20 protein-coding genes are annotated in these 19,975 nt (G+C 66.8%); 2 read left to right on the top strand and 18 right to left on the bottom strand.

The window, feature by feature from the left end; all coding sequences use genetic code 11:
- Positions 1–5 precede the first annotated feature (5 nt).
- A complete protein-coding gene (locus QP413_RS00775) occupies positions 6–1,259 on the top strand; it encodes an amidohydrolase (RefSeq protein WP_284780103.1) in 1,254 nt (417 codons plus the stop codon).
- A gap of 147 nt (positions 1,260–1,406) precedes the next feature.
- Here the strand turns inward: QP413_RS00775 and pyk are convergent, their stop codons facing one another.
- The 16 genes from pyk to hisD all read right to left on the bottom strand — a co-directional run bounded on the left by pyk (position 1,407) and on the right by hisD (position 17,124).
- Positions 1,407–2,825, bottom strand: coding sequence for a pyruvate kinase (gene pyk, locus QP413_RS00770; RefSeq protein ID WP_070758086.1), 1,419 nt, complete (start codon positions 2,823–2,825; stop codon positions 1,407–1,409).
- A 63-nt stretch (positions 2,826–2,888) separates the two neighbouring features.
- Entirely contained in the window at positions 2,889–3,791 is a 903-nt protein-coding gene (lgt, locus tag QP413_RS00765; protein WP_284780101.1) for a prolipoprotein diacylglyceryl transferase, read from the bottom strand.
- Between the two features lie 14 nt (positions 3,792–3,805).
- A complete protein-coding gene (trpA, locus tag QP413_RS00760) occupies positions 3,806–4,579 on the bottom strand; it encodes a tryptophan synthase subunit alpha (protein ID WP_148820561.1) in 774 nt (257 codons plus the stop codon).
- A complete protein-coding gene (gene trpB, locus QP413_RS00755; RefSeq protein WP_284780098.1) occupies positions 4,580–5,836 on the bottom strand; it encodes a tryptophan synthase subunit beta in 1,257 nt (418 codons plus the stop codon).
- A gap of 24 nt (positions 5,837–5,860) precedes the next feature.
- Positions 5,861–6,682, bottom strand: a complete 822-nt coding sequence (gene trpC, locus QP413_RS00750) for an indole-3-glycerol phosphate synthase TrpC (protein WP_070758079.1) — start codon at positions 6,680–6,682, stop codon at positions 5,861–5,863.
- A gap of 94 nt (positions 6,683–6,776) precedes the next feature.
- On the bottom strand, positions 6,777–7,427 hold the full coding sequence (locus QP413_RS00745) for a TIGR02234 family membrane protein (protein WP_284780095.1): 651 nt from the start codon (positions 7,425–7,427) through the stop codon (positions 6,777–6,779).
- 43 nt (positions 7,428–7,470) lie between these two features.
- Positions 7,471–9,006 (bottom strand): anthranilate synthase component I, encoded by a 1,536-nt coding sequence (locus QP413_RS00740; RefSeq protein WP_284780094.1) that lies wholly within the window; start codon positions 9,004–9,006, stop codon positions 7,471–7,473.
- Positions 9,007–9,009: 3 nt separating this feature from the next.
- The gene (hisI, locus tag QP413_RS00735; RefSeq protein ID WP_012360416.1) at positions 9,010–9,354 is read right to left on the bottom strand and encodes a phosphoribosyl-AMP cyclohydrolase; all 345 of its coding nucleotides are present in this window, start codon (positions 9,352–9,354) and stop codon (positions 9,010–9,012) included.
- Positions 9,351–10,112 carry an imidazole glycerol phosphate synthase subunit HisF gene (gene hisF / locus QP413_RS00730; protein ID WP_148792409.1) on the bottom strand — a complete coding sequence of 254 codons (762 nt, stop codon included), beginning with the start codon at positions 10,110–10,112 and terminating at the stop codon, positions 9,351–9,353. The genes hisI and hisF overlap by 4 nt, the downstream gene beginning before the upstream one ends.
- On the bottom strand, positions 10,109–11,059 hold the full coding sequence (locus QP413_RS00725) for an inositol monophosphatase (RefSeq protein WP_284780092.1): 951 nt from the start codon (positions 11,057–11,059) through the stop codon (positions 10,109–10,111). Before QP413_RS00725 ends, hisF begins: the two co-directional genes overlap by 4 nt.
- Positions 11,059–11,820, bottom strand: coding sequence for a bifunctional 1-(5-phosphoribosyl)-5-((5-phosphoribosylamino)methylideneamino)imidazole-4-carboxamide isomerase/phosphoribosylanthranilate isomerase PriA (priA, locus tag QP413_RS00720; RefSeq protein ID WP_284780091.1), 762 nt, complete (start codon positions 11,818–11,820; stop codon positions 11,059–11,061). Before priA ends, QP413_RS00725 begins: the two co-directional genes overlap by 1 nt.
- A gap of 88 nt (positions 11,821–11,908) precedes the next feature.
- On the bottom strand, positions 11,909–12,652 hold the full coding sequence (gene hisH, locus QP413_RS00715) for an imidazole glycerol phosphate synthase subunit HisH (RefSeq protein ID WP_284780090.1): 744 nt from the start codon (positions 12,650–12,652) through the stop codon (positions 11,909–11,911).
- Positions 12,653–12,665: 13 nt separating this feature from the next.
- On the bottom strand, positions 12,666–13,994 hold the full coding sequence (locus tag QP413_RS00710; RefSeq protein ID WP_148812023.1) for an MFS transporter: 1,329 nt from the start codon (positions 13,992–13,994) through the stop codon (positions 12,666–12,668).
- Between the two features lie 112 nt (positions 13,995–14,106).
- Positions 14,107–14,721 carry an imidazoleglycerol-phosphate dehydratase HisB gene (hisB, locus tag QP413_RS00705; RefSeq protein ID WP_070761909.1) on the bottom strand — a complete coding sequence of 205 codons (615 nt, stop codon included), beginning with the start codon at positions 14,719–14,721 and terminating at the stop codon, positions 14,107–14,109.
- Between the two features lie 2 nt (positions 14,722–14,723).
- Complete coding sequence (locus QP413_RS00700) at positions 14,724–15,824, bottom strand: histidinol-phosphate transaminase (RefSeq protein WP_284780155.1); 1,101 nt, start codon at positions 15,822–15,824, stop codon at positions 14,724–14,726.
- Positions 15,805–17,124, bottom strand: a complete 1,320-nt coding sequence (gene hisD / locus QP413_RS00695) for a histidinol dehydrogenase (protein ID WP_284780089.1) — start codon at positions 17,122–17,124, stop codon at positions 15,805–15,807. The genes QP413_RS00700 and hisD overlap by 20 nt, the downstream gene beginning before the upstream one ends.
- A gap of 93 nt (positions 17,125–17,217) precedes the next feature.
- Here hisD and QP413_RS00690 point away from each other — a divergent pair, with 93 nt between their 5' ends.
- The gene (locus QP413_RS00690) at positions 17,218–18,765 is read left to right on the top strand and encodes a hypothetical protein (RefSeq protein WP_284780088.1); all 1,548 of its coding nucleotides are present in this window, start codon (positions 17,218–17,220) and stop codon (positions 18,763–18,765) included.
- On the opposite strand, the gene QP413_RS00685 is transcribed toward QP413_RS00690, so the two are convergent.
- Together QP413_RS00685 and QP413_RS00680 are read right to left on the bottom strand one after the other, a co-directional pair.
- Positions 18,762–19,286 (bottom strand): hypothetical protein, encoded by a 525-nt coding sequence (locus tag QP413_RS00685; RefSeq protein WP_284780087.1) that lies wholly within the window; start codon positions 19,284–19,286, stop codon positions 18,762–18,764. The two genes, QP413_RS00690 and QP413_RS00685, sit on opposite strands and share 4 nt — an antisense overlap.
- Positions 19,277–19,975 (bottom strand): hypothetical protein, encoded by a 699-nt coding sequence (locus QP413_RS00680; RefSeq protein WP_284780086.1) that lies wholly within the window; start codon positions 19,973–19,975, stop codon positions 19,277–19,279. Before QP413_RS00680 ends, QP413_RS00685 begins: the two co-directional genes overlap by 10 nt.

Raw genomic sequence — 19,975 nt, 5'->3', positions numbered from 1 at the left:
TTCGCATGTCTGCATCCGACTCCACCTCCCCCGCCCAGGCCGCACCAGAGGCGGTCGCGGAGCTCATCAACTCCCTGGGCTCCGGCCCCGGGAGTGACCTCGGGTGGACCCAGGAGTTCTACGAGTGGATGCACGCCCACCCGGAGCTCTCCCTCCAGGAGGAGCACACGGCACGCGCGATCGCGGAAAAGCTTGGCGACTTCGACTGCGAGGTGACTACCGGGATCGGCGGCCACGGTATCGTCGCCATCTTCCGCAACGGCGAGGGACCAACCGCGCTGATGCGCGCCGACTTCGACGCCCTGCCCGTACGCGAGACCACCGGGCTGCCCTACGCCTCCACCGTGGACGGTGTGATGCACGCCTGCGGGCACGACGTCCACACCTCCTCCCTGCTGGGGCTCTGCGCCGTCATGGACGCCCACCGCGAGGCGTGGTCGGGCACCTTCATCGCCCTGTTCCAGCCCGCCGAGGAGGTCACCCAGGGCGCGAACAACATGATCAAGGACGGGCTTGCCGATGCGATCCCCCGCCCCGATGTCTGTTTCGGCCAGCACGTGGTCGCAGGCCCGCAGGGGACGGTCTACACCGCCGCAGGCCCCGTGCTCGCGGCGTGCGACACCATCACCGTGACGATCCCCGGCCTATCCGCGCACGCCTCCTCCCCACACCTGGGCCTGGACCCCAGCTACGTCGCGGCGATGATCGTCGTGCGCCTGCAGGGCATCGTGGGCCGCGAGGTGGACCCGAACGACTTCGCGGTGATCTCCGTGGGCTCCCTGATCGCAGGTCACACGAATAACACCATCCCCAGCGAGGCGAAGCTGGTGCTGAACTGCCGCTTCTACAACACCGAGGTGCGCGACCGCACCTACGAGGCCATCGAGCGGGTCATCCGCGGCGAGTGCCTGACCTCCGGGGTCACCGGCGAGCCGACCATCGAGTACTCCGCCCGCGGCGAGCTGACGGATAACGACCCGGAGCTCTTCCGCACGGTCCGCCCGTACTTCGACGCGGTCTTCGGCGGCCAGTCGCAGGACTCCGAGCGGTGGACCGCCTCCGAGGATTTCTCCGAGATCCCCCGCCACTTCGGCTGCCCGTACCTGTTCTGGACGGTCGGTGTGACCCCCACCGAACAGTGGGACGCAGCCACCCCGGCGCCGGGGAACCACGCCAGCGACTTCGCCCCGGCGAAGGGCTCCGTGCACACCGGCATCAAGGCCGCCGCCGCAGCGGTGCTGGGCTACCTGGGGGTCTAGCCCGCCTGGGATTGCCCCCTGCGGCGCCCGCACCGCAGTATTCGCTCCACCTGCTTTGCCCCACCCGCGATAAGCACAGCGAAAGGGGCCGGGTCTCGCGTCACCAGCGAGCAGCCCGGCCCCTTTTTCACGCCTGCGCGCTTTGACCTAGCGGCGGCGCTCCTGACCCAGCATGTGTACCTGGATCATGTTCGTGTTGCCTGGGATCCCCGGTGGGGAGCCCGCGGTGACCACGACGAGGTCGTCGTAGTTGTAGTTCTTCTTGCTGAGCAGGGACTCGTCCACCACGCGCATCATGTCATCGGTGGAATCGACGTCATTGGTGAGCAGCGTCTCAGTACCCCAGGTCAGCGACAGCTGATTGCGCACGTCCTGCGAAGGCGTGAACACCAGCAGCGGCAGGTAGCTGCGCAGGCGTGCCACGCGCTTGGCGGTATCCCCAGAGGAGGTGAAGGCCACCAGGGCGCGCGCGTTGAGGCGCTCGCCAATGTCCTTCGCCGCATAGGAGATCACGCCGCGGCGGGTACGCGGGCGGTGCGTCAGCGGTGGGGCCTCGCCGTCATCCTCGGCGGCAACGACGATGCGGGACATCGTCTCCACCGTCGCGATCGGGTGCTTACCCACGGAGGTCTCTCCGGACAGCATGACCGCATCCGCACCATCCAGCACGGCGTTGGCCACGTCGGAGGCCTCCGCGCGGGTCGGGCGGGAGTTCTCGATCATGGAATCCAGCATCTGGGTCGCCACGATCACCGGCTTGGCGTTCTCGCGGGCGATCTGGATGGCGCGCTTCTGCACCAGCGGGACGTCCTCCAGCGGCACCTCCACGCCCAGGTCACCGCGGGCAACCATGATCGCATCGAAGGCCAGGATGATCGGCTCCAGCGCGTCGACGGCCTCCGGCTTCTCCAGCTTCGCGATGACCGGGACGCGGCGGCCGACCTCGTCCATGATCTCGTGGACGAGCTCAACGTCCGCCGGGGAGCGCACGAAGGACAGGGCGATGAAGTCCACGCCCATCTTCAGGGCGAAGCGCAGGTCCTCGCGGTCCTTCTCGCTGAGCGCCGGGACGGAGATGTTCATCCCCGGCAGGGACACGCCCTTGTTGTTGGAGACCGGGCCGCCCTCGACGACCTCGCAAACCACGTCGTCGTCCTCGACAGCCTTGCAAATCAGCGCGACCTTGCCGTCATCGACGAGCAGGCGGTCGCCCGGCTGGGCGTCCCGCGCAAGGCCCTTGTACGTGGTGGAGACGCGGTCGTGGGTGCCCTCGATGTCCTCCACGGTGATGCGGACGGTCTCGCCGGTCGCCCAGTAGGTCTTATCCTCGGCGAAGCGGCCGAGGCGGATCTTCGGTCCCTGCAGGTCGGCCAGGATGCCGACCGGCTTCCCGGTCTCCGCCGAGGCGTCGCGGACCCACTGGTAATTCTGCTGATGATCAGCGTGTTCCCCGTGGGAAAAGTTCAGGCGCGCGACATTCATGCCCGCGTCGATCAGCCCGCGAATCGAATCCTTATCGGCCACTGCCGGGCCGAGCGTACACACGATTTTTGTTCTTCTGCTCACAGCTCCCCAGAATAGCCAGGAGCAGCCTACCCCCGCTACATAAGGGGTAATTGGGGCGAGTTTTTACTCCGACTCGGCAGAAAGTTCGGCGTTGCCGCGGACGTACTCGGGAGTTTCCCGACGTCGGTTCCGGGTCGCCCAGAACAGGATGGCAGCCGACACAAACGCCACGGCAGAGACCACCACGTTGATGCGGACGTCCCCGAAGACCGTCGTCGCCGGATCGGTGCGCAGCATCTCGATGAAGAAGCGACCCAGGGTGTAGCCAGCCACGTAGAGCATGAACACCCTGCCGCCACCCAGCCGGCGGGTGCGGTCGATGTAGACCAGCAGGCAGACGATGAGGATGTTCCACACCATCTCGTAGAGGAAGGTGGGCTGGACGGTGGCGATGACCTCCCCGGTGGAGCGCCCCGTGACGGGCGCGAGGTAGCCGGATTCGTCGACGCGGCGGTAGATCTCCAAAGCCAGCGGGCCGTCAGCGGGACCGCCGTAAAGCTCCTGGTTGAACCAGTTGCCCAACCGGCCGATGGCTTGTGCCAGCAAAATGGTGGGCGCGATGGCATCCGCGAAAGGCATCAGTGGGAGGCGTTTGAACTTAAACAGCAGCGCCACGGCTACCCCGCCCAGGATCACCGCACCCCAGATGCCCAAGCCACCGTTGGTGATCTTCAGGGCGTCGACGGGGTTCTTCCCCGGCCCGAAGTACTTATCGTGGTCGGTGATGACGTGATAAATACGCCCGCCGATGATGCCCGCGGGCACGGCGACGAGCAGCGCGTCGACCACAACCTCCGGGTCGCCGCCGCGGTCTGCGTAGCGTTTACGCGACCAGAAGTACGCCACGACGATGCCTGTGAGAATGCACAGGGCATAGGCCCGCAGCGGGAATCCGCCCAGGTACCACACGCCCTGTGGTGGCGAAGGAATCGCGGCGAGCAGCATGGTGTCCGGGGCACCCATCATCCGTGGCTGCTCCCCTACGCCTTGGCACGCACGCCGGCGGCCAGGTCTGCTGCGACCTCCACCAGGGTGCCTTGCTCAGTGGCGTTGATGAGGGCGGAGCCCACGATCACACCGTCGGCGAAGGCCGCGATCTGCGCGGCCTGCTTGCCGTCGCGAACGCCCAGGCCGACGGCCACCGGCAGGTCGGTGACCTTGCGGCAGCGCTCCACGAGTTCCTGGGCGCCCTTATCGACCTCGTCCTGAGCACCGGTGACACCCATGTGGGAGGCCGCGTAGATGAAGCCACCACCAGCGTGGGTGGTCATCTCCAGCCGCTCCATCGTGGTGGACTGAGCCGCCAGGTACACGGGGTCCAGGTCGTTTTCATCACAAGCAGCCTTCCAGCGGCCGGCCATCTCCGGAAGCAGGTCCGGGATGATGCTGCCCAGGCCACCGGCCTCAGCGAACTCGGCGGCGAAGCGCTCCGGGCCGTACTGCAGCACCGGGTTCCAGTAAGTCATGACCACGCAGTTCGCGCCGGCCTCGGTAGCCCGGCGGACGACCTCGATGGTGTCCTTGACCTTGAAGCCGTTCTCCAGGGCGATGTCCGCGGCGTGCTGGATGGTCGGGCCGTCCATCATCGGGTCCGTGAACGGGATGCCCACCTCGATGAGATCCGCGTGCTTGGACAGCTCGATGATGTTCTCGACGGACTCCTCGACCGTCGGGAAACCGGCCGGGTAGTAGGCGACGAACGCCGCCCGTCCCTCGGCCTTGGCGTCCTTAAAAATCTGTTCCAGACGGCTCATTTAGTTTCCCTCCTTCGCGAACCACTTCGCGGCGGTCGCGACGTCCTTATCGCCGCGGCCGGAGACGTTGACGATGATCAACGGGTTGTCCTCGCGCTCGGCGTACTTGATGGCAGCGGCCACACCGTGGGCCGACTCGATGGCCGGCAGGATGCCCTCGAAGCGGGTCAGGAGGCGGAAAGCTTCCATGGCCTCGGCATCGGTGATGGCGAAGTATTCCGCGCGCCCCTCGGCGTGCAATGCGGAGTGCTCAGGGCCCACACCCGGGTAATCGAGCCCGGCGGAGATGGAGTGCGATGGGATGATCTGGCCGTCCTCGTCCTCCATCAAGTCGGAGTAGGAGCCCTGGAACACGCCCTGGCGACCCATGTTGATGGGTGCTGCGTGACGGCCGGTGTCCATGCCGTCGCCCGCGGCCTCGGCGCCGATCAGCGCGACGGACTCGTCCTCGATGAACCGGTGGAACAGACCGATGGCGTTCGAGCCACCGCCCACGCAGGCCACCACGGCGTCTGGGAGGCGACCAGCGCCCTGAAGGATCTGCTCGCGGGCCTCGGTGCCGATGATGCGCTGCAGGTCGCGCACCATCTGCGGGAATGGGTGCGGGCCGGCGGCGGTGCCAAAGCAGTAATAAGTGTCGTCCGCATTGGCCACCCAGTAGCGCATGGCCTCGTTAATCGCGTCCTTCAGCGTGGCGGAGCCGAGCTCGATCTCCACGACTTCCGCTCCCAGCAGCTTCATCCGGGCGACGTTCATCGCCTGGCGCTGGGCGTCCACTGCCCCCATGTAGATGCGACATTCCAGGCCGAGCAGGGCACACGCGGTGGCGGTTGCGACGCCGTGCTGGCCGGCGCCCGTCTCAGCGATCACGCGGGTCTTGCCCATGCGCTTGGCTAGCAGGGCCTGGCCGAGCACGTTGTTGATCTTGTGGGAACCCGTGTGGTTGAGGTCTTCACGCTTGAGCCACACCTCTGCACCCACGTGCTTGGAGAACCGCTCTGCGTAGTACAGCGGGGACGGTCGGCCCGAGTAGTTGCGGTGCAGATCGTCGAGCGTTTCCAGGTACTCCGGATCGGTCTTCGCCTTGCCCCAGGCGTCGGTGATCTCATCGATCACGGCCATGAGGGCCTCTGGGATATAACGGCCACCGAAGTCGCCCCACTGCCCGAGATTATCGGGCTCGTGGTGGGTCGCGGTGCCGATCACTTCGCCGGCGGTGGGAAGTGCTTGTGCTGGGCTTTTCTTGTTATTACTCACGAGTTCCAACTTACCTGGCTGGGGTTATGCGTTTTGCTTGGAGCCGGTCGGGCACGCCGGGTGCTGGCCTGCCACCACGAGGGCCTTGGCGGCCGCACCCGGGTCGTCGGCGGTCACGAGCCCTTCGCCCACGAGGACAGCGTTTGCGCCGTGGCGGGCGTACTCGATCAGGTCGTGCTTATCGCGCACACCGGATTCCGCGATCTTCACGATGTGATCCGGGATCAGCGGGGCGATACGACCGAAGACGGACATATCGACCTCGAGGGTCTTGAGGTTACGGGCGTTGACGCCAATGACCTTGGCACCGGCAGCGACCGCGCGCTCGACCTCGTCCTCCGTGTGGACCTCGACGAGGGCGGTCATCCCCAGCGACTCGGCGCACTCCAGGAGCCCGGTCAGCCGCTCCTGCTCGAGGGCTGCAACGATGAGGAGGATGACGTCCGCGCCGTGGGCCCGTGCCTCGTAGATCTGGTACGGGTTGACGATGAAGTCCTTGCGCAGCAGCGGGATATCCACGTTTGCGCGCACAGCGTCGAAGTCGGCCAGGGAGCCGTTGAAGCGGCGCTCCTCGGTCAGGCAGCTGATGACGGCGGCACCGTTCTTGGCATAGGCCTTGGCCAGCACCTCCGGCTCTGGGATCGCGGCCAGCGCTCCCTTCGAGGGGCTGGAGCGCTTGACCTCAGCGATAACGCTCACATCCGGACCGGAGAGAGCAGCCAGCGCGTCGAGCGCGGGCGGGGCGTCCAGTGCACGGGCCTTGATCTCCGCCAGCGGCACCTCCGCTTCACGGCGAGCCTGGTCCTCGAGAACTCCGGCGATGATCTCATCCAACACTGTTGCCATGTCGGCCTAACCTTTCACGATCGCTGTGTCGATGGTCACAACATTATCTACGCGTCGCGCTGGCACGAAATCCTGCCACCCCGGGTGGTACCGGCTACGTCCGTTCGTCGTCCGTGGGGTCCACTCCCGCATCCAGGGCGTCCCACAGCACCCGGCCGGAATCCGGGTTTTCCGTCAGGTCTTGCTTGGCTCCCTCGCGCCGACGTTCCGGGGTCTCATAGCGGCTATAGCCACTGTCCGAGCTCCCGGGCTTCATCGCGAGGATCACTCCGCCACACACGCCGAGAATGGCGACGATGACGGTGAGCAGGACGGGCAGGTTGTGCACTTCCGCGGACACCACCTGGGCCCAGGCGGAGATCTGCTCGGGGTTGCTGGAATTCTGCGTGGCCACGCCAGAGCGCAGCAGCTGCTGGGCTCGGTAGAGATCCGGCTCCGCACCCACGAGCTGCACGGCTCGGAAGCTCGCGCCAGCGGACAACAGTGCGATGAGCACTCCGATGATGCGGCGCACCACCGGTGGGACCGCCATCGTCGCGATCAGCGCGGCCATCATCGCCAGCGCCAGCGGCGTGCCAGCCGGATCCCACACTGCACCCACGAGCTCGTGGGTGGACTCGCCGGACTTGTCGTCGAAGACCTCCGCGGTCAGCCAGTTCATGCGGCCGAAACCCCACACGCCGGCCGCTGCCAGGATCACCAGCAGTTGGGCCAGCCCACGAATGCGCTTCTCAGTCTTCGTCATGCCCTTCTTACCTTTTTCGTCAACGTCGTTGGCCGGTCGCAACCTAGAGCTTGCGCAGCGTCTCCGCTGCTGCCACGGCGCGCAGCACGGCCGCGGCCTTGTGCTGGCACTCGCGGTCTTCCGCCGCCGGGTCGGAATCCGCAACGATACCCGCACCGGCCTGCACGTACACGGTGCCGTCCTTGTAGAGCCCGGAGCGGATCGCGATCGCCTGATCGGTGTTGCCGGAAAAATCGAAGTAGCCGACCGTGCCGCCGTAGATACCGCGGCGGGTGTCCTCGAGGCGGTCGATGATGCCCATCGCGGATGGCTTCGGGGAGCCAGAGAGCGTGCCCGCCGGGAAGGTCGCGGCCGCAGCGTCCACGGCCGTCTTACCCTCCGCGAGCTCGCCCGTCACGCCGGAAACCAGGTGCATGATGGCGCTGTAGCGCTCGATGTGGCGGAAGTCGTGTACCGCCACCGAGCCAGGCTTCGAGATCTTGCCAACGTCGTTGCGGCCGAGGTCCACGAGCATCAAGTGCTCGGAGTTCTCCTTCTCATCGGCCAGCAGCTCCCGCTCGTTGGCCAGGTCCTCCTCCGGGGTGGCCCCGCGGGGCCGGGAACCGGCGATCGGATGGGTGCTGATGTGCCCATCTTGCACGCGGACAAGGGACTCCGGCGAGGAGCCGACGATCCGGAATGCGGTCTGCGTGAAGTCCTCGTTCGGGATGTTCATCAGGAACATGTACGGGCTCGGGTTGGTGCGTCGCAACATCCGGTAGATGTCCAGGGCGGGCACGTCCGTATCAATCTCGAATCGCTGGCTCAGCACGATCTGGAACGCGTCCCCTGCCCGGATGTGCTCCTGGCACTGCAACACGCGCTCCCGGTACACCTCAGAAGTCTGCTGGCGACGGACCTGCGGCTCGACGGTGGCGTCGTAAGTATGAACCCCGCCCGCGGTCGCGCCGGAGAGCTTGCCGAGCATGTCCTCGATGCGGGCGACGGCGTCGTCATAGGCGGCGTCCACGTGCTCCGGTGAGTTATTCCAGTTCACGGCATTGGCGATGAGCCAGATGCTGCCCTCGTGGTGGTCCACGACCGCCAGGGTGTCGACGAGCATCTGCACCAGGTCGGGGACGTCCAGGTCGTCCTCACAGGTATCCGGTAGCCGCTCGATATAGCGCACCATGTCGTAGCCCAGATAGCCCACCAATCCGCTGGTCAGCGGAGGTAGGCCCGGCATGGGGGCAGTGTGCAGGGCTTCGAGGGTGGCGCTGATCGCAGCGAGCGGGTCCTCGGCGGCGGGCAGGTCCTCGGGAGTCTGGCCGATCCAGCGGGCGTCCTTGCCCTTGGCAACCAGGGCGGCGCGCGCCCCGGTGCCGATGATGGACCAGCGGCTCCACGACTTGCCACTCGGGGCTGATTCGAAGAGGAACGTGCCCGGCCGGTCTTCTGCGAGCACACGGTAAGTGTTCAGGGTGGACAGCCCATCGGCCAGCACCTTGTACACCACCGGGACCACGCGATGTTCCGCCGCCAGAGCGCGGAACTCCTCGCGGGTCGTGATCTCCTGGAAATTCCCCTGCGCTGTAGCCATGTTCTAGAGCAACCTATCCGAATCGAAGCAGGTGGTGGTTCCGGTGTGGCACGCCGCACCGGTCTGATTGACCTTCAGCAGCACCGTGTCGCCATCGCAGTCGAGCCGTGCCTCCACGACCTCCTGCGTGTGCCCACTGGTCTCCCCCTTGACCCACAGTTGCTGCCGGGATCGGGACCAGTACGTGCCCTTGCGAGTGGCCAAGGTCAGCGCCAGGGCCTCGTCGTTCATCCAGGCCTGCATCAGGACGTCGCCGGTGGTCGCGTCCTGTACGACGGCGGCGACGAGGCCGTCAGCGTTGCGCTTCAGGCGTTCGGCGATGGCGGGCTCGAGGGCTGCAGAACTCAACGGCGCACCTCGTAGTCTTGGCCGAGTGCGTCCTTGACCTCGCGGATGCTGACCTCACCGAAGTGGAAGATGCTGGCCGCCAGGACCGCATTCGCACCGGCCGCGACGGCCGGCGGAAAGTGGCTGGCCTTACCCGCACCACCGGAGGCAATGACGGGAATGGACACGACTTCACGCACCGCGGCGAGCATCTCGGTGTCGAAGCCGTCCTTGGTACCGTCGGCGTCCATGGAGTTGAGCAGGATCTCCCCCACGCCCAGCTCCTCGCCCTTCTTCGCCCAGGCCACGGCGTCCAGGCCGGCGGACTTGGTGCCGCCGTGCGTGGTGACCTCGTAGCCGGAGGGCTGGTCATCGCAGCGGCGAGCATCCACGGAGAGCACGACACACTGGGCGCCGAAGCGGGTGGACAGCTCGCGGAGCAGCTCCGGGTTCGCCACCGCAGAGGAATTCACGGAGACCTTATCGGCACCCGCCCGCAGCAGGGCGTCGGCGTCCTCGACGGAACGAACCCCGCCGCCGACGGTCAGCGGGATGAAGATCTGGTCCGCGGTGCGGCGGACGACGTCCAGCATCGTGCCGCGGCCTTCCTTGGACGCGGAGACGTCCAGGAAGGTCAGCTCGTCGGCGCCCTCTTCGTCGTAGCGCTTTGCTAGTTCCACCGGATCACCGGCGTCGCGCAGGTTCTTAAAGTTCACGCCCTTGACGACGCGGCCGTTCGCCACGTCCAAGCACGGAATGACGCGCACACTGACGCTCATCGGATTCCACCTCGGTCCATAATCTCCTGCGCGGTGCGCGCAGCGGTGCCGATCGGCACGTTTTGAATGTGTTCCAGCAGCGTGGCGTGCACGTCCGGTTCACCGGCCACCAGGCCGGACACACCCGGTCGCCACGGGTTCCCCGCGAAGTCGGTTGCCACGCCACCGTTGGCCTCCACGGCCAGGATGCCGGCAGCGTTATCCCACAGGTTCGGGCTGAAGGTCACCGTGCCGCCAAAAACACCAGCAGCGGTAAAAGCCAGGTCAATGCCCACCGAGCCGGTCACGCGCATGCGCGGATAGGACTTGCCAATTTCGTTGAGCATGTCCTGGCGGTAGGAAATCGGCAGGTTACCGCGACGCTGGGACAGAATCGAGCCGAAGCTGATCTGGGTCACGCCCGCATCCGAGGGAGGCATCGGCCGGGCCGGATTGCCGTCCACGAACAGCCCGTGGTCCTTATGCGCGGTGATGCGGCGGCCCAGCAGGGGCATCTCGGTGACCGACAGCAGGGTCTCGCCCTGGTGAATCAGGGACACGAGGATGCAGCAGAATGGGTTGCCCACCGCGTAGTTCGCGGTGCCGTCGATCGGGTCGACGACCCAGAAGGTCTCCGGCTCCTCGTCGATGAGTTCCCGACGACGCCGACGCGGGCCGTCGAGGGCGTCCGCGCTCTTGTCACCGGGATTGTATTCCGGCACTTCGCCCGGCAGCTCGCCCGGCATGACGGTCCCATACTCCTCGCCGTGAACCGGGAAGCCGGTGTACTGGCTCAGCAGGTTGCGCAGCTGCCGTTCCACCTTGAGGTCGGCCTCGGTGGCGAAATCGCCGGGGCTCTTGATGACCTCGGGATCCGCACCGACGGCGGCCGTGAAGGTGGCCTCGGCTTCGTCGACCGCGGCTTCGGCGATGGCCAGCAGCGCGCGGGTGTCGAGAGATTCTGTCATCAGTCCTCCTGACCGCGGGCGACCCGCAGCGCCTCCTCGAGCGTGAACTTGCCTGCATACAGTGCCTTACCAACGATGGCCGAGTCCACGCCCTCGTCGACGACGGCGGCGAGTGCTCGGATGTCGTCCAGGCTGGAGATACCGCCCGACGCGACGACCGGCGCGGACGTTGCCGCCGAAACCTCGCGCAGCAGCTCGACGTTCGGTCCGTTGAGCATGCCGTCACGGGAGACATCGGTGACGACGAGGCGGGACACTCCCTCGGCGTCGAGGCGCTCGAGGACCTCCCACAGGTTGCCGCCGTCGCTGGTCCAGCCACGGCCACGCAGGCGCCACTCGCCGTCGACCTCACGGGTGTCCAGGCCGATGGCGACCTTGTCCCCGTGCTCCTGGATGATCTTCTTGCACCACTCCGGGTCCTCCAGCGCGGCGGTGCCGATGTTCACGCGCTCGCAGCCGGTGGACAGAGCGCGCTCGAGGGAGGCGTCGTCGCGGATGCCGCCGGAGAGCTCGACCTTCAGGTCCATTGCCTGGGTGACCTCGCGGATGATCTCGAAGTTGCTGCCCCGGCCGAAGGCGGCATCGAGGTCGACGAGGTGAATCCACTCGGCCCCGGCGTTCTGCCAGGCCATGGCGGCCTCGATCGGCGCGCCGTAGCTGGTCTCCGTGCCGGCCTCGCCCTGGACGAGGCGGACGGCCTGGCCCTCGGAGACGTCGACGGCGGGAAGGAGAGTCAAAGCGGTGGTGTTGTTGTGGGACATGTTTTTCACTTTCTCGCCACGGGGTGAATTTAGCTATTAAAGGATCAGTGTAGCCCCGGCCTGCCGGCGCAGTGCCGGGACCGTGCAACTAGAGGGTTGTGACCCAGTTGCGCAGCAGGTGCGCGCCCGCGTCGCCGGACTTCTCCGGGTGGAACTGGGTGGCCCACAGCGGGCCGTTTTCCACGGCTGCGACGAAGCGGCAGTCCTCATGCTGGGTCCAGTGGACCAGGGGCGCGCGGGTCCGGCCGTCGGTGTGCAGCTCCCACTCCTGGACCCCATAGGAGTGGACGAAGTAGAAGCGCTCGTCGGCAGGGAGACCGTCGAACATCTGGCTGCCCGCGGGATCGACGTCCACGGTGTTCCAGCCCATGTGGGGCAGGATCTTGGCGTCGAGGCGACGGACAGTACCCGGCCACTCTCCCGCGCCCTCGATCTCCGAGCTGCCGTGGGCGCCGTCGGCGAACTCCACACCGTGCTCGAAGAGGATCTGCATGCCCACGCAGATGCCGAGTACCGGGCGGCCGCCGGCGAGCCGCTCCCCGATTAGTCGGGCCCCGTGGACCTTGCGCAGGCCCGTCATGCAGCTGGCGAACGCCCCCACCCCGGGCACGAGTAGGCCATCGGCGGTCAGCACCGTCTTCGGATCGTTGGTGACGGTGACTTCGGCCCCGGCCCGCTCGATGGCGCGCTGCGCGGAGCGGATGTTGCCACTGCCGTAGTCCAACAGCGCGACGCTGGGCCGCCGCCCACCGGTGGCCTTAAGGGTGCCCTCTTCAGCAGGGGCGGCTGTGCTGGAATTCGCTTCTGTGGACTGTGTTTCCATAGCCCGCATTGTACCCGGGCGCCTACCGGCGACGAACGCGCACCCGGTCGGTCACGCGGCGCAGACGGGTACGGACGTTTCCGGTGTCCACGACGCGGTGCTGGCCCATGAAGCGGTCCAGGATGACCAGCCCCAGGCCGACGAGGATGACGATGCCCGCACCGATGAAGGCTCCCTGGAAGGCGAAGCTGGAGGCCACGATGCCCAGCAGGATCGAGCCGACACCGGTGCCGGAGTCGAAGGACATGTTCCACAGGGCGGAAGCCTCGGCGGAGCGGTCGCGCGGCAGGCGGTAGAAGAGCAGCAGCAGCGCTTCAGACTGCGCCAAGCCAAAACCGGCGCCGAAGATCGCGGCGGTCAGCAGGGCGCAGGCCACCAGCAGCCGGCCGGTGGGTTCCATATTGATGGTCAGGGCTGCTCCCAGCACACCGGCGAGGGCGAAGATCAGCGAGGCAACGGCCAGGGTGCCGGGCTCGCCTTTGCGGTCGGACCACCAGCCGGAGAACGCACGCGCGATCGTCTGCGCCGCGCCCATCACCGCCAGGGTGAGGCCGGCGACTGTGGCGGCGATGGCGGGATCGATCTTGGCGGCGGCGGGCGCCAGGAAGTTACTGAACGCTGCAAACCCCACGGCGGCGACACCGATGAGCAGCCCGGGCACGGTCGCCAGCTTCCAGGTGGCAACCATCTGGGTGGCGGGCTTTTCAACCTCGGTGGTTTCGTGGGTGGCCTCGGTGACCTCCTTGGATTCCACCGGGAGCCCCAGCGCGGCGGCCGCGCCGACCACGGCGTAGACGGCGGCCAGGACGTAGACCGCGGAGCCGTAGTTGTCATAAACCCACATGCCCAGCGGGAAGCCGATGAGCTGGCCGCTTCCCACGAAGACCCCGAAGACACCGCTGGACCGGCCCAGCAGGTGCAGCGGCACGAGGTCGGCGATCAGCGCGGCTTCCGTCACCGTGACGGCACCGAAGCCGATGCCGCGGATGATAGCCACGGCGATCACGGCCGCATTGGACAACGAGCCGATGTGCAGCAGCGCGGGAAGGCCGAGCAATAAGCCGGCCGTGGCCATGACGGGGAAATAGCCTACTTTCCGCAGGATCCTTGGGGTGAAGTACTGGGTCGCCACGGTGGCCCCCATGAAGATGCCGGTACTAGCACCAGCCATCGTCTCGGATCCCCCAGCTTCAATGATGGCCAGCGGGATCACCGGCAGGAGGATCGCCCACCCGCCGAAGGCACAGAACACCGAGATCAACGTGGCTTTGAGCCCCGGGGCCTGCCACACGGATTCGATCTTGGCGAGCTCTGCCGCCGGGAGTGCCTTCGGGCGAATAGGCAAGGTCATCCTTCCTTCCTCCGTACGTGGTGCGCACGGGGTTGAAAATCTGCTGGTCTCTATCGGCGACGGGTCTCTCACCCGCCCAGGCCGCACGGCTGGGGCGCGTGCGGCTCAAATCCTACAAGGCACCCTTGGTCGACGGGATGCCGGTGACGCGCTCGTCGCGCTCCACGGCGGCACGCAGTGCGCGGGCCACGGCCTTGTACTCCGCCTCGGTGATGTGGTGCGGATCGCGGCCATAGAGGCAACGCACGTGCAGGGCGATCCGGGCGTTCAGGGCCAAGGTTTCGAAGAAGTGCTGGTTGATCACGGTGGCATAGTGGCCGCCGATGACCGTGTGCACCATGGCATCTGGCTCACCGGTGCCAACGTAGTACGGGCGACCCGAGACGTCGACGGCCGCATGAGCCAGGCACTCGTCCATCGGGATGAACGCATCACCGAAGCGGCGGATGCCGGCCTTGTTCCCGAGCGCCTCGCCCAGTGCCTGGCCCAGAACGATGCCAGTGTCCTCGACGGTGTGGTGGGCGTCGATCTCGACGTCGCCGACTGCCTTGACCTCAAGGTCGAAGGAGCCGTGGGCACCGAGTGCGGTGAGCATGTGGTCGAAGAAGGGCAGTCCGGTGGAAATGTCGGTCTTACCGCTGCCGTCCAGGTTGATGCTCACCGAGATGTCGGACTCGCTGGTCTTCCGCTGGGCGCGTCCGATCCGGCCCTCGAAGGTGTTGCTCATAGTTAGTTCTTTCCTTTCACTGCTGCCGCTGCGGCCAAGAAGGCGTCGTTTTCTTCCGGCAGGCCGATCGTCACGCGCAGCCAGCCGGGGATGCCGACGTCGCGGATGAGGACGTCCTGGTCCAAGAACGCCTCCCACGTGCGGTGACTGTCCTGCAGCCCACCGAAGAAGATGAAATTGGAGTGCGAGTCGACGACCTCATAGCCGAGTTCCTTCAGCTCGGCGGCAACCCGGTCGCGCTGCTCGCTGAGGGTGGCGACGGTGGCCAACGTATCCTCCCTGTGGCGCAGCGCCACGCGCGCGGCGGCCTGGCTCAGCGTCGAGAGGTGGTACGGCAGGCGCACCAGCATGACTGCCTCGATGAACGCCGGGTCGGCCACGAAGTAGCCCAGGCGACCACCGGCAAAGTCGAAGGCCTTGCTCATCGTGCGGGAGACCACGAGCTTGGCCGGGTAGTCCGCCAGCAGCGTGCAAGCGCTCGGTTCGTCGGAGAACTCGGCGTAGGCCTCGTCGATGATGACGATCCCCGGTGCGGCGTCGAGGATGCGGCGGATGTCCGCCAGCGGGGTGATCCCACCGGTCGGGTTATTCGGCGTCGTGACGAAAACGATGTTCGGCTGATGCTCCTCAATGGCCGCCACAGCCTTGTCGACGTCAATCGCGAAGCCCTGGGCCGGGTCGCGGTCGATGGCGATGAACTCGGTCTGGGTGCCTGCCGCGAGGATCGGGTGCATGGAGTAGCTGGGTACGAAACCCAGCACGCTGCGGCCCGGCCCGCCGAAGACCTGAAGGAGCTGCTGCAGGATCTCGTTGGAGCCGTTGGCCGCCCACAGATTGTCCTTGGTGACCGCCACGCCTGTCTGGGCGGTGATGTACTCAGCCAGGTCCTCGCGCAGCTCGACGGCGTCGCGTTCCGGGTAACGGTTTAGCCCAGCACCGAGCGCGCGGACCTCGGCGACGAGGTCCTCAACGATGGCCTCGCTCGGCGGGTAGGGGTTTTCGTTCGTGTTCAACTGGTTCTTGACGGTCAGCTGGGGCGCGCCGTAGGCAGACTTGCCCTGGAATTCTTCACGGATCGGGAGATTAACCACGGTTGGTCCAATCTGGGTTGGTGCGGGCCTTGATTGCTTCCCCGTGGGCGGGGAGGCGCTCGGCGTCCGCGAGGGCGATCACGGTCTCCGAGACGTCCTGCAGGGCCTGCTCACTGTAGTTCACGACGTGCACGGACTTGAGGAAGGTGTGGGTGGACAGGCCCGAGGAGTGCCGGGCGCTGCCGCTGGTCGGCAGGACGTGGTTGCTGCCCGCGGCGTAGTCGCCCAGCGGCACCGGGCTGTACGGCCCGATGAAGATCGCACCGGCGTTGATGATCTTCTTCGCAGTGCCGGTGTCGTCCTTCGTGTGGATCTCCAGGTGCTCGGCGGCGTAGGCGTTGGCCACGCGGATCGCCTCTTCCTCATCGCCGACGAGCACGATGCCGCTCTGCTGGCCCTGCAGGGCCTCGGCGACGCGCTCGGAGTTGTGGGTCACCTGGTAGCGCTCGGCGATCTCGCGGTCGACCGCGTCGGCGAGCTGTTCGGAGTTTGTGATCAGCACGGAAGCCGCCATCGGGTCGTGCTCGGCCTGGCTGATCAGGTCATAAGCCACCTGCACGGGGTCGGCGGACTCGTCGGCCAGGACCGCGATCTCAGTGGGGCCTGCCTCCGCGTCGATACCAACGACGGAGCGGCACAGTCGCTTGGCGGCGGTGACGAAGATATTGCCCGGACCGGTGATCATGTCCACCGGCTCCAGGTCCTCGTCGCCGTAGGCCAGCAGCGCGATGGCCTGCGCGCCGCCCACGGCCCAGACCTCGTCCACGCCCAGCAGCTTGCAGGCCGCGAGGATCGTCGGGTGCGGCCAGCCGCCATTATCCGCCTGCGGCGGGGAGGCCACCACGAGGCTGCCGACGCCGGCGGCCTGCGCGGGAACTGCGTTCATGATCACGCTGGATGGGTACACGGCCTTGCCACCCGGGACGTACAGGCCCACCCGCTCCACCGGGATCCATCGCTCGGAGACCACGCCACCTTCGGCGATCTCGACGTCCTGGTCCTCCGGCCGCTGCGCTTCGTGGAAGGCCCGCACCCGGCGGATCGCCTCCTTGAGCGCGTCCAGCACCTTCGGCTCCAGGGTGTCAAGGCTCTGATCGATGACCTCGGCCGGCACCCGGAGGCTCGCTGGAACGCAGCCGTCGAACTGCTGGGAGTACTTATTCGCCGCCGCCGCGCCGTGAGCCTTGACGTCCTCGACGACGGGCGAGACGGTCGGCAGCACCGCATCAATATCCGTGCCGCCGCGGGGCAGCGCCCGCCGAAGCTGCGCGGTGGTGGGTGTGGTGCCTCGAAGATCAATGCGCTGGAGCATGCCAGATCCTCTCCCTTAAAGGGGCTAAAAATGGTGGGTTGCTAGGGTGATCCTTATTCTAATCACGCCAGGTTTTCCGGAGGTTCATGGGGCATGCCACTGACTTTGAACGCATTGTTGGCCGATAGCGCCCACGATGTCGCTCAGGGGCGCACGGCCTGGCGGCAGATGAGCGAATTCGCCCGCTTCCACTGGCTCGCCACCGCCGAGGACGTCAGCCCCGAGCTCGTCGGCGAGTTCTACTTCCTGCGCGCCGGGGCCGCAGATGTGATGGGGATGACCGACGAGGCCATCGCCGCGCTCGGCGAGCTCAACACCTGGGCGGACAGTCGCGGGGACGATGCGCTCACGCTCGTCGGCAAGGCTCACCTGGCCTTCCACGCGCTCAACCAGGATGAGCCCTCTGTGTACCCGCTCGGCGAGCCCGAGGACCGGCTGCGCGCTCTGCTCGAGGACTTCCATGCCTGGCGCCCCACCCCGGATTCCCCCACTGTCGGCGAGGAACCGACCATTCGCGGGGAGAGCATCGACCGCCCCGATGCGGTGAAGCTCGCCACCGCCGCCACGACCGCATACTCGGTGGCCGTGAATGTCAGCGAGCAGCTGGCAGAGGTCTTCGCTGGGCTGGTGCGCCGCTTCGGCACCGCCTACCCCACCGAGGCAGACCGATTGCTCTGGTACGCCCAGCGGCACTGGTTCTCCGGCCGCAAACAGCAGGCCTATGCCCTGGCCAGCGAGGTGCTGAGCAGCTCAGACACCACCTCGGTCTCCCGCTTCGACGCCCACGACATGCTGGGGCACTTTGCACTTTTGGAAGGCGACGAGGCAGGCGTGGCTGAGCACTGGGCACGCTGCGTGGAGCTGGCTCGCATCATGGATGCCCCGGTCATCGCGATGCGTCACGCGGAGCTCACCGCCCGCGTGTACTTCTCCCAGGACCGCGAGGGAGAGGCCTGGCAGCTCTCACATGACATGGTCACCTGGGTCGACGGCGTCCCCGTCGGCCCCATCCTGCTGGATTTGCAGGAGGTCATCGCCCAGTCCGCCTTCGAAAACAACCTCTTCGAGGAGGCCTGGGACACCGCGCGGTCGGTGATCCACTGGTCGGAGATGACCCCCAATGACCAGCGCACCGCCTCCTGCTACGCGATCGCCACCTTCGCGGGCCTGCGCCTGGGGCTAGCCGAAGAGGTCTTCGACCTGCAGCACCGCCGGGCGGAGTTGTTGAAGGCATCCGGCCGGCTGCTGGATGCCGCCGAGGTCTTCCAGACTCTGGCCTACCTCGACGAGGACGCCGCGACCGCGTACCTCCGCCGCTCCTGGGAGCTGATTGAGGCCAGCCAAGAGGAGGGCAAGGAGTGGCACGTCGCCGAGTGGCTGCTCACCATGGCCCAGTTCGCCGAGGGCGGGGCGGCCGTGGACTTCGCGCGCCGGGCGACTAGCGCCTTCGAGCGGTTGGGGCACCCGGTCAAGGAGGCCTTCGCGCTACTGGCGGAGGCTCGCGCCCAGCTGGCGATGGGGGAAACTGACCTGGCGCGGCAGGCCTACGCCCAGGCGAACGTGGCCATGCCCGCGGAATTCGCGCGCCCCGCAGAGCTCGACGCGGTATTCACGCAGGTCAAAGAGGAGCTCGGCGGCTAGTTCTCTGCCGAAGCCGCACTATCGCTGAAGGTCTCACTGTCGCTCATCACGGACGCGCACCAGTAGAAGACCAGGGCGATGGTCATCGGCAGCAGCAGCGCGGTCAGCGAAATATCGGCGCTGGCCAAGTGGAGAACGTCCCCCGGGGCGGGGTGCCCCTCGGGCAGGGTATTCATCCAGCTGGTGATCCGCGCCCCAATCGCGAAGGCCCACCAGGTGCCGGAGAACACCACGAGCGTGGTCCACATCATCATGGCCGGTCCGCGCGGTTTGGTGAGGAAAGACCACCCGGCGACGGCGAAGGCCAGCAGGCCGGTGACGATAACGAAGCACGCAAAGCCCACGAAGCTGGCATCTTCGGTGCCGGGCACGGGGTCGAGTGCACCGTTGGCGGTCACCTCGACGTCAACGGTCGGGTGCCACAGCCCCCACAGCACACCGACAACGCCGTAGGCCAGCATCGCGAAGAGGAATACCGCGGAGACCGGCTGCGCCTTGCGTGCGATGCTAGCTAGCCGCAAAACTTCCAGCGCCCGCCTTCCTTGACCAGGTCAATCGGCGCTGGCTGGGACTGGCCCTGTGCGCTGGCGGTGGTCTCGACGCGGGCGGTGTTGCCGTTGACCTGCACGCTGTTGATGTTGTCGATCCGCGGGATCAGGTTCAGCCCGGTCCCGGCGAGGTTGTTCGCTGCCTCGTCGAAGGCGCCGTCGCCAACCTCGTTGCGGACGCGCTGGCAGGCGTTGTCACGGCGGTAGTTCATGTAGGCGTGCGGGTTGTTGACGTGGGCGTTCATGCCCATGACGAGGTCGCGGATCTCCTTCTCGTCATTCGCCGCGTTGCCCTGCGCCGGGGCACCACCCGGCGCCTTGGGCTGCTCCTTCGCCTGCTCCTGCTGGGCCTGCTTGGCGGCCTCTGCCTTCTTGGCCTCTTCCTTCTTGGCCTCAGCCCGCTTCTTCTCGGCTTCCGCCTTCTTCTTTTCCTCCGCCTTCTTCTTTTCGGCGGCCTTCTTCTCCTCAGCCTTCTTTTCTTCGGCCTTCTTCTTGTCCTTGTCCTCGGACTTCTTCGCGTCGGCCTGCGAGGCGGTGGTCGAGGTGGACTTCTCGTCCTTCGACGCTTCCTCTTCCTTCGAGCAAGCGGACAGGGCGAGCCCTGCTGCCAGACACACCGCGAGGGCGCGCCGTCCAGAGCTGGAAACTGCTGAGATCTTCAT

It is taken from the genome of Corynebacterium sp. UMB4614 (assembly GCF_030217065.1).
GTDB lineage: Bacteria > Actinomycetota > Actinomycetes > Mycobacteriales > Mycobacteriaceae > Corynebacterium.
Note: the sequence above shows the minus strand (reverse complement) of the source record. Positions and strands in the feature narration are given on the sequence as shown.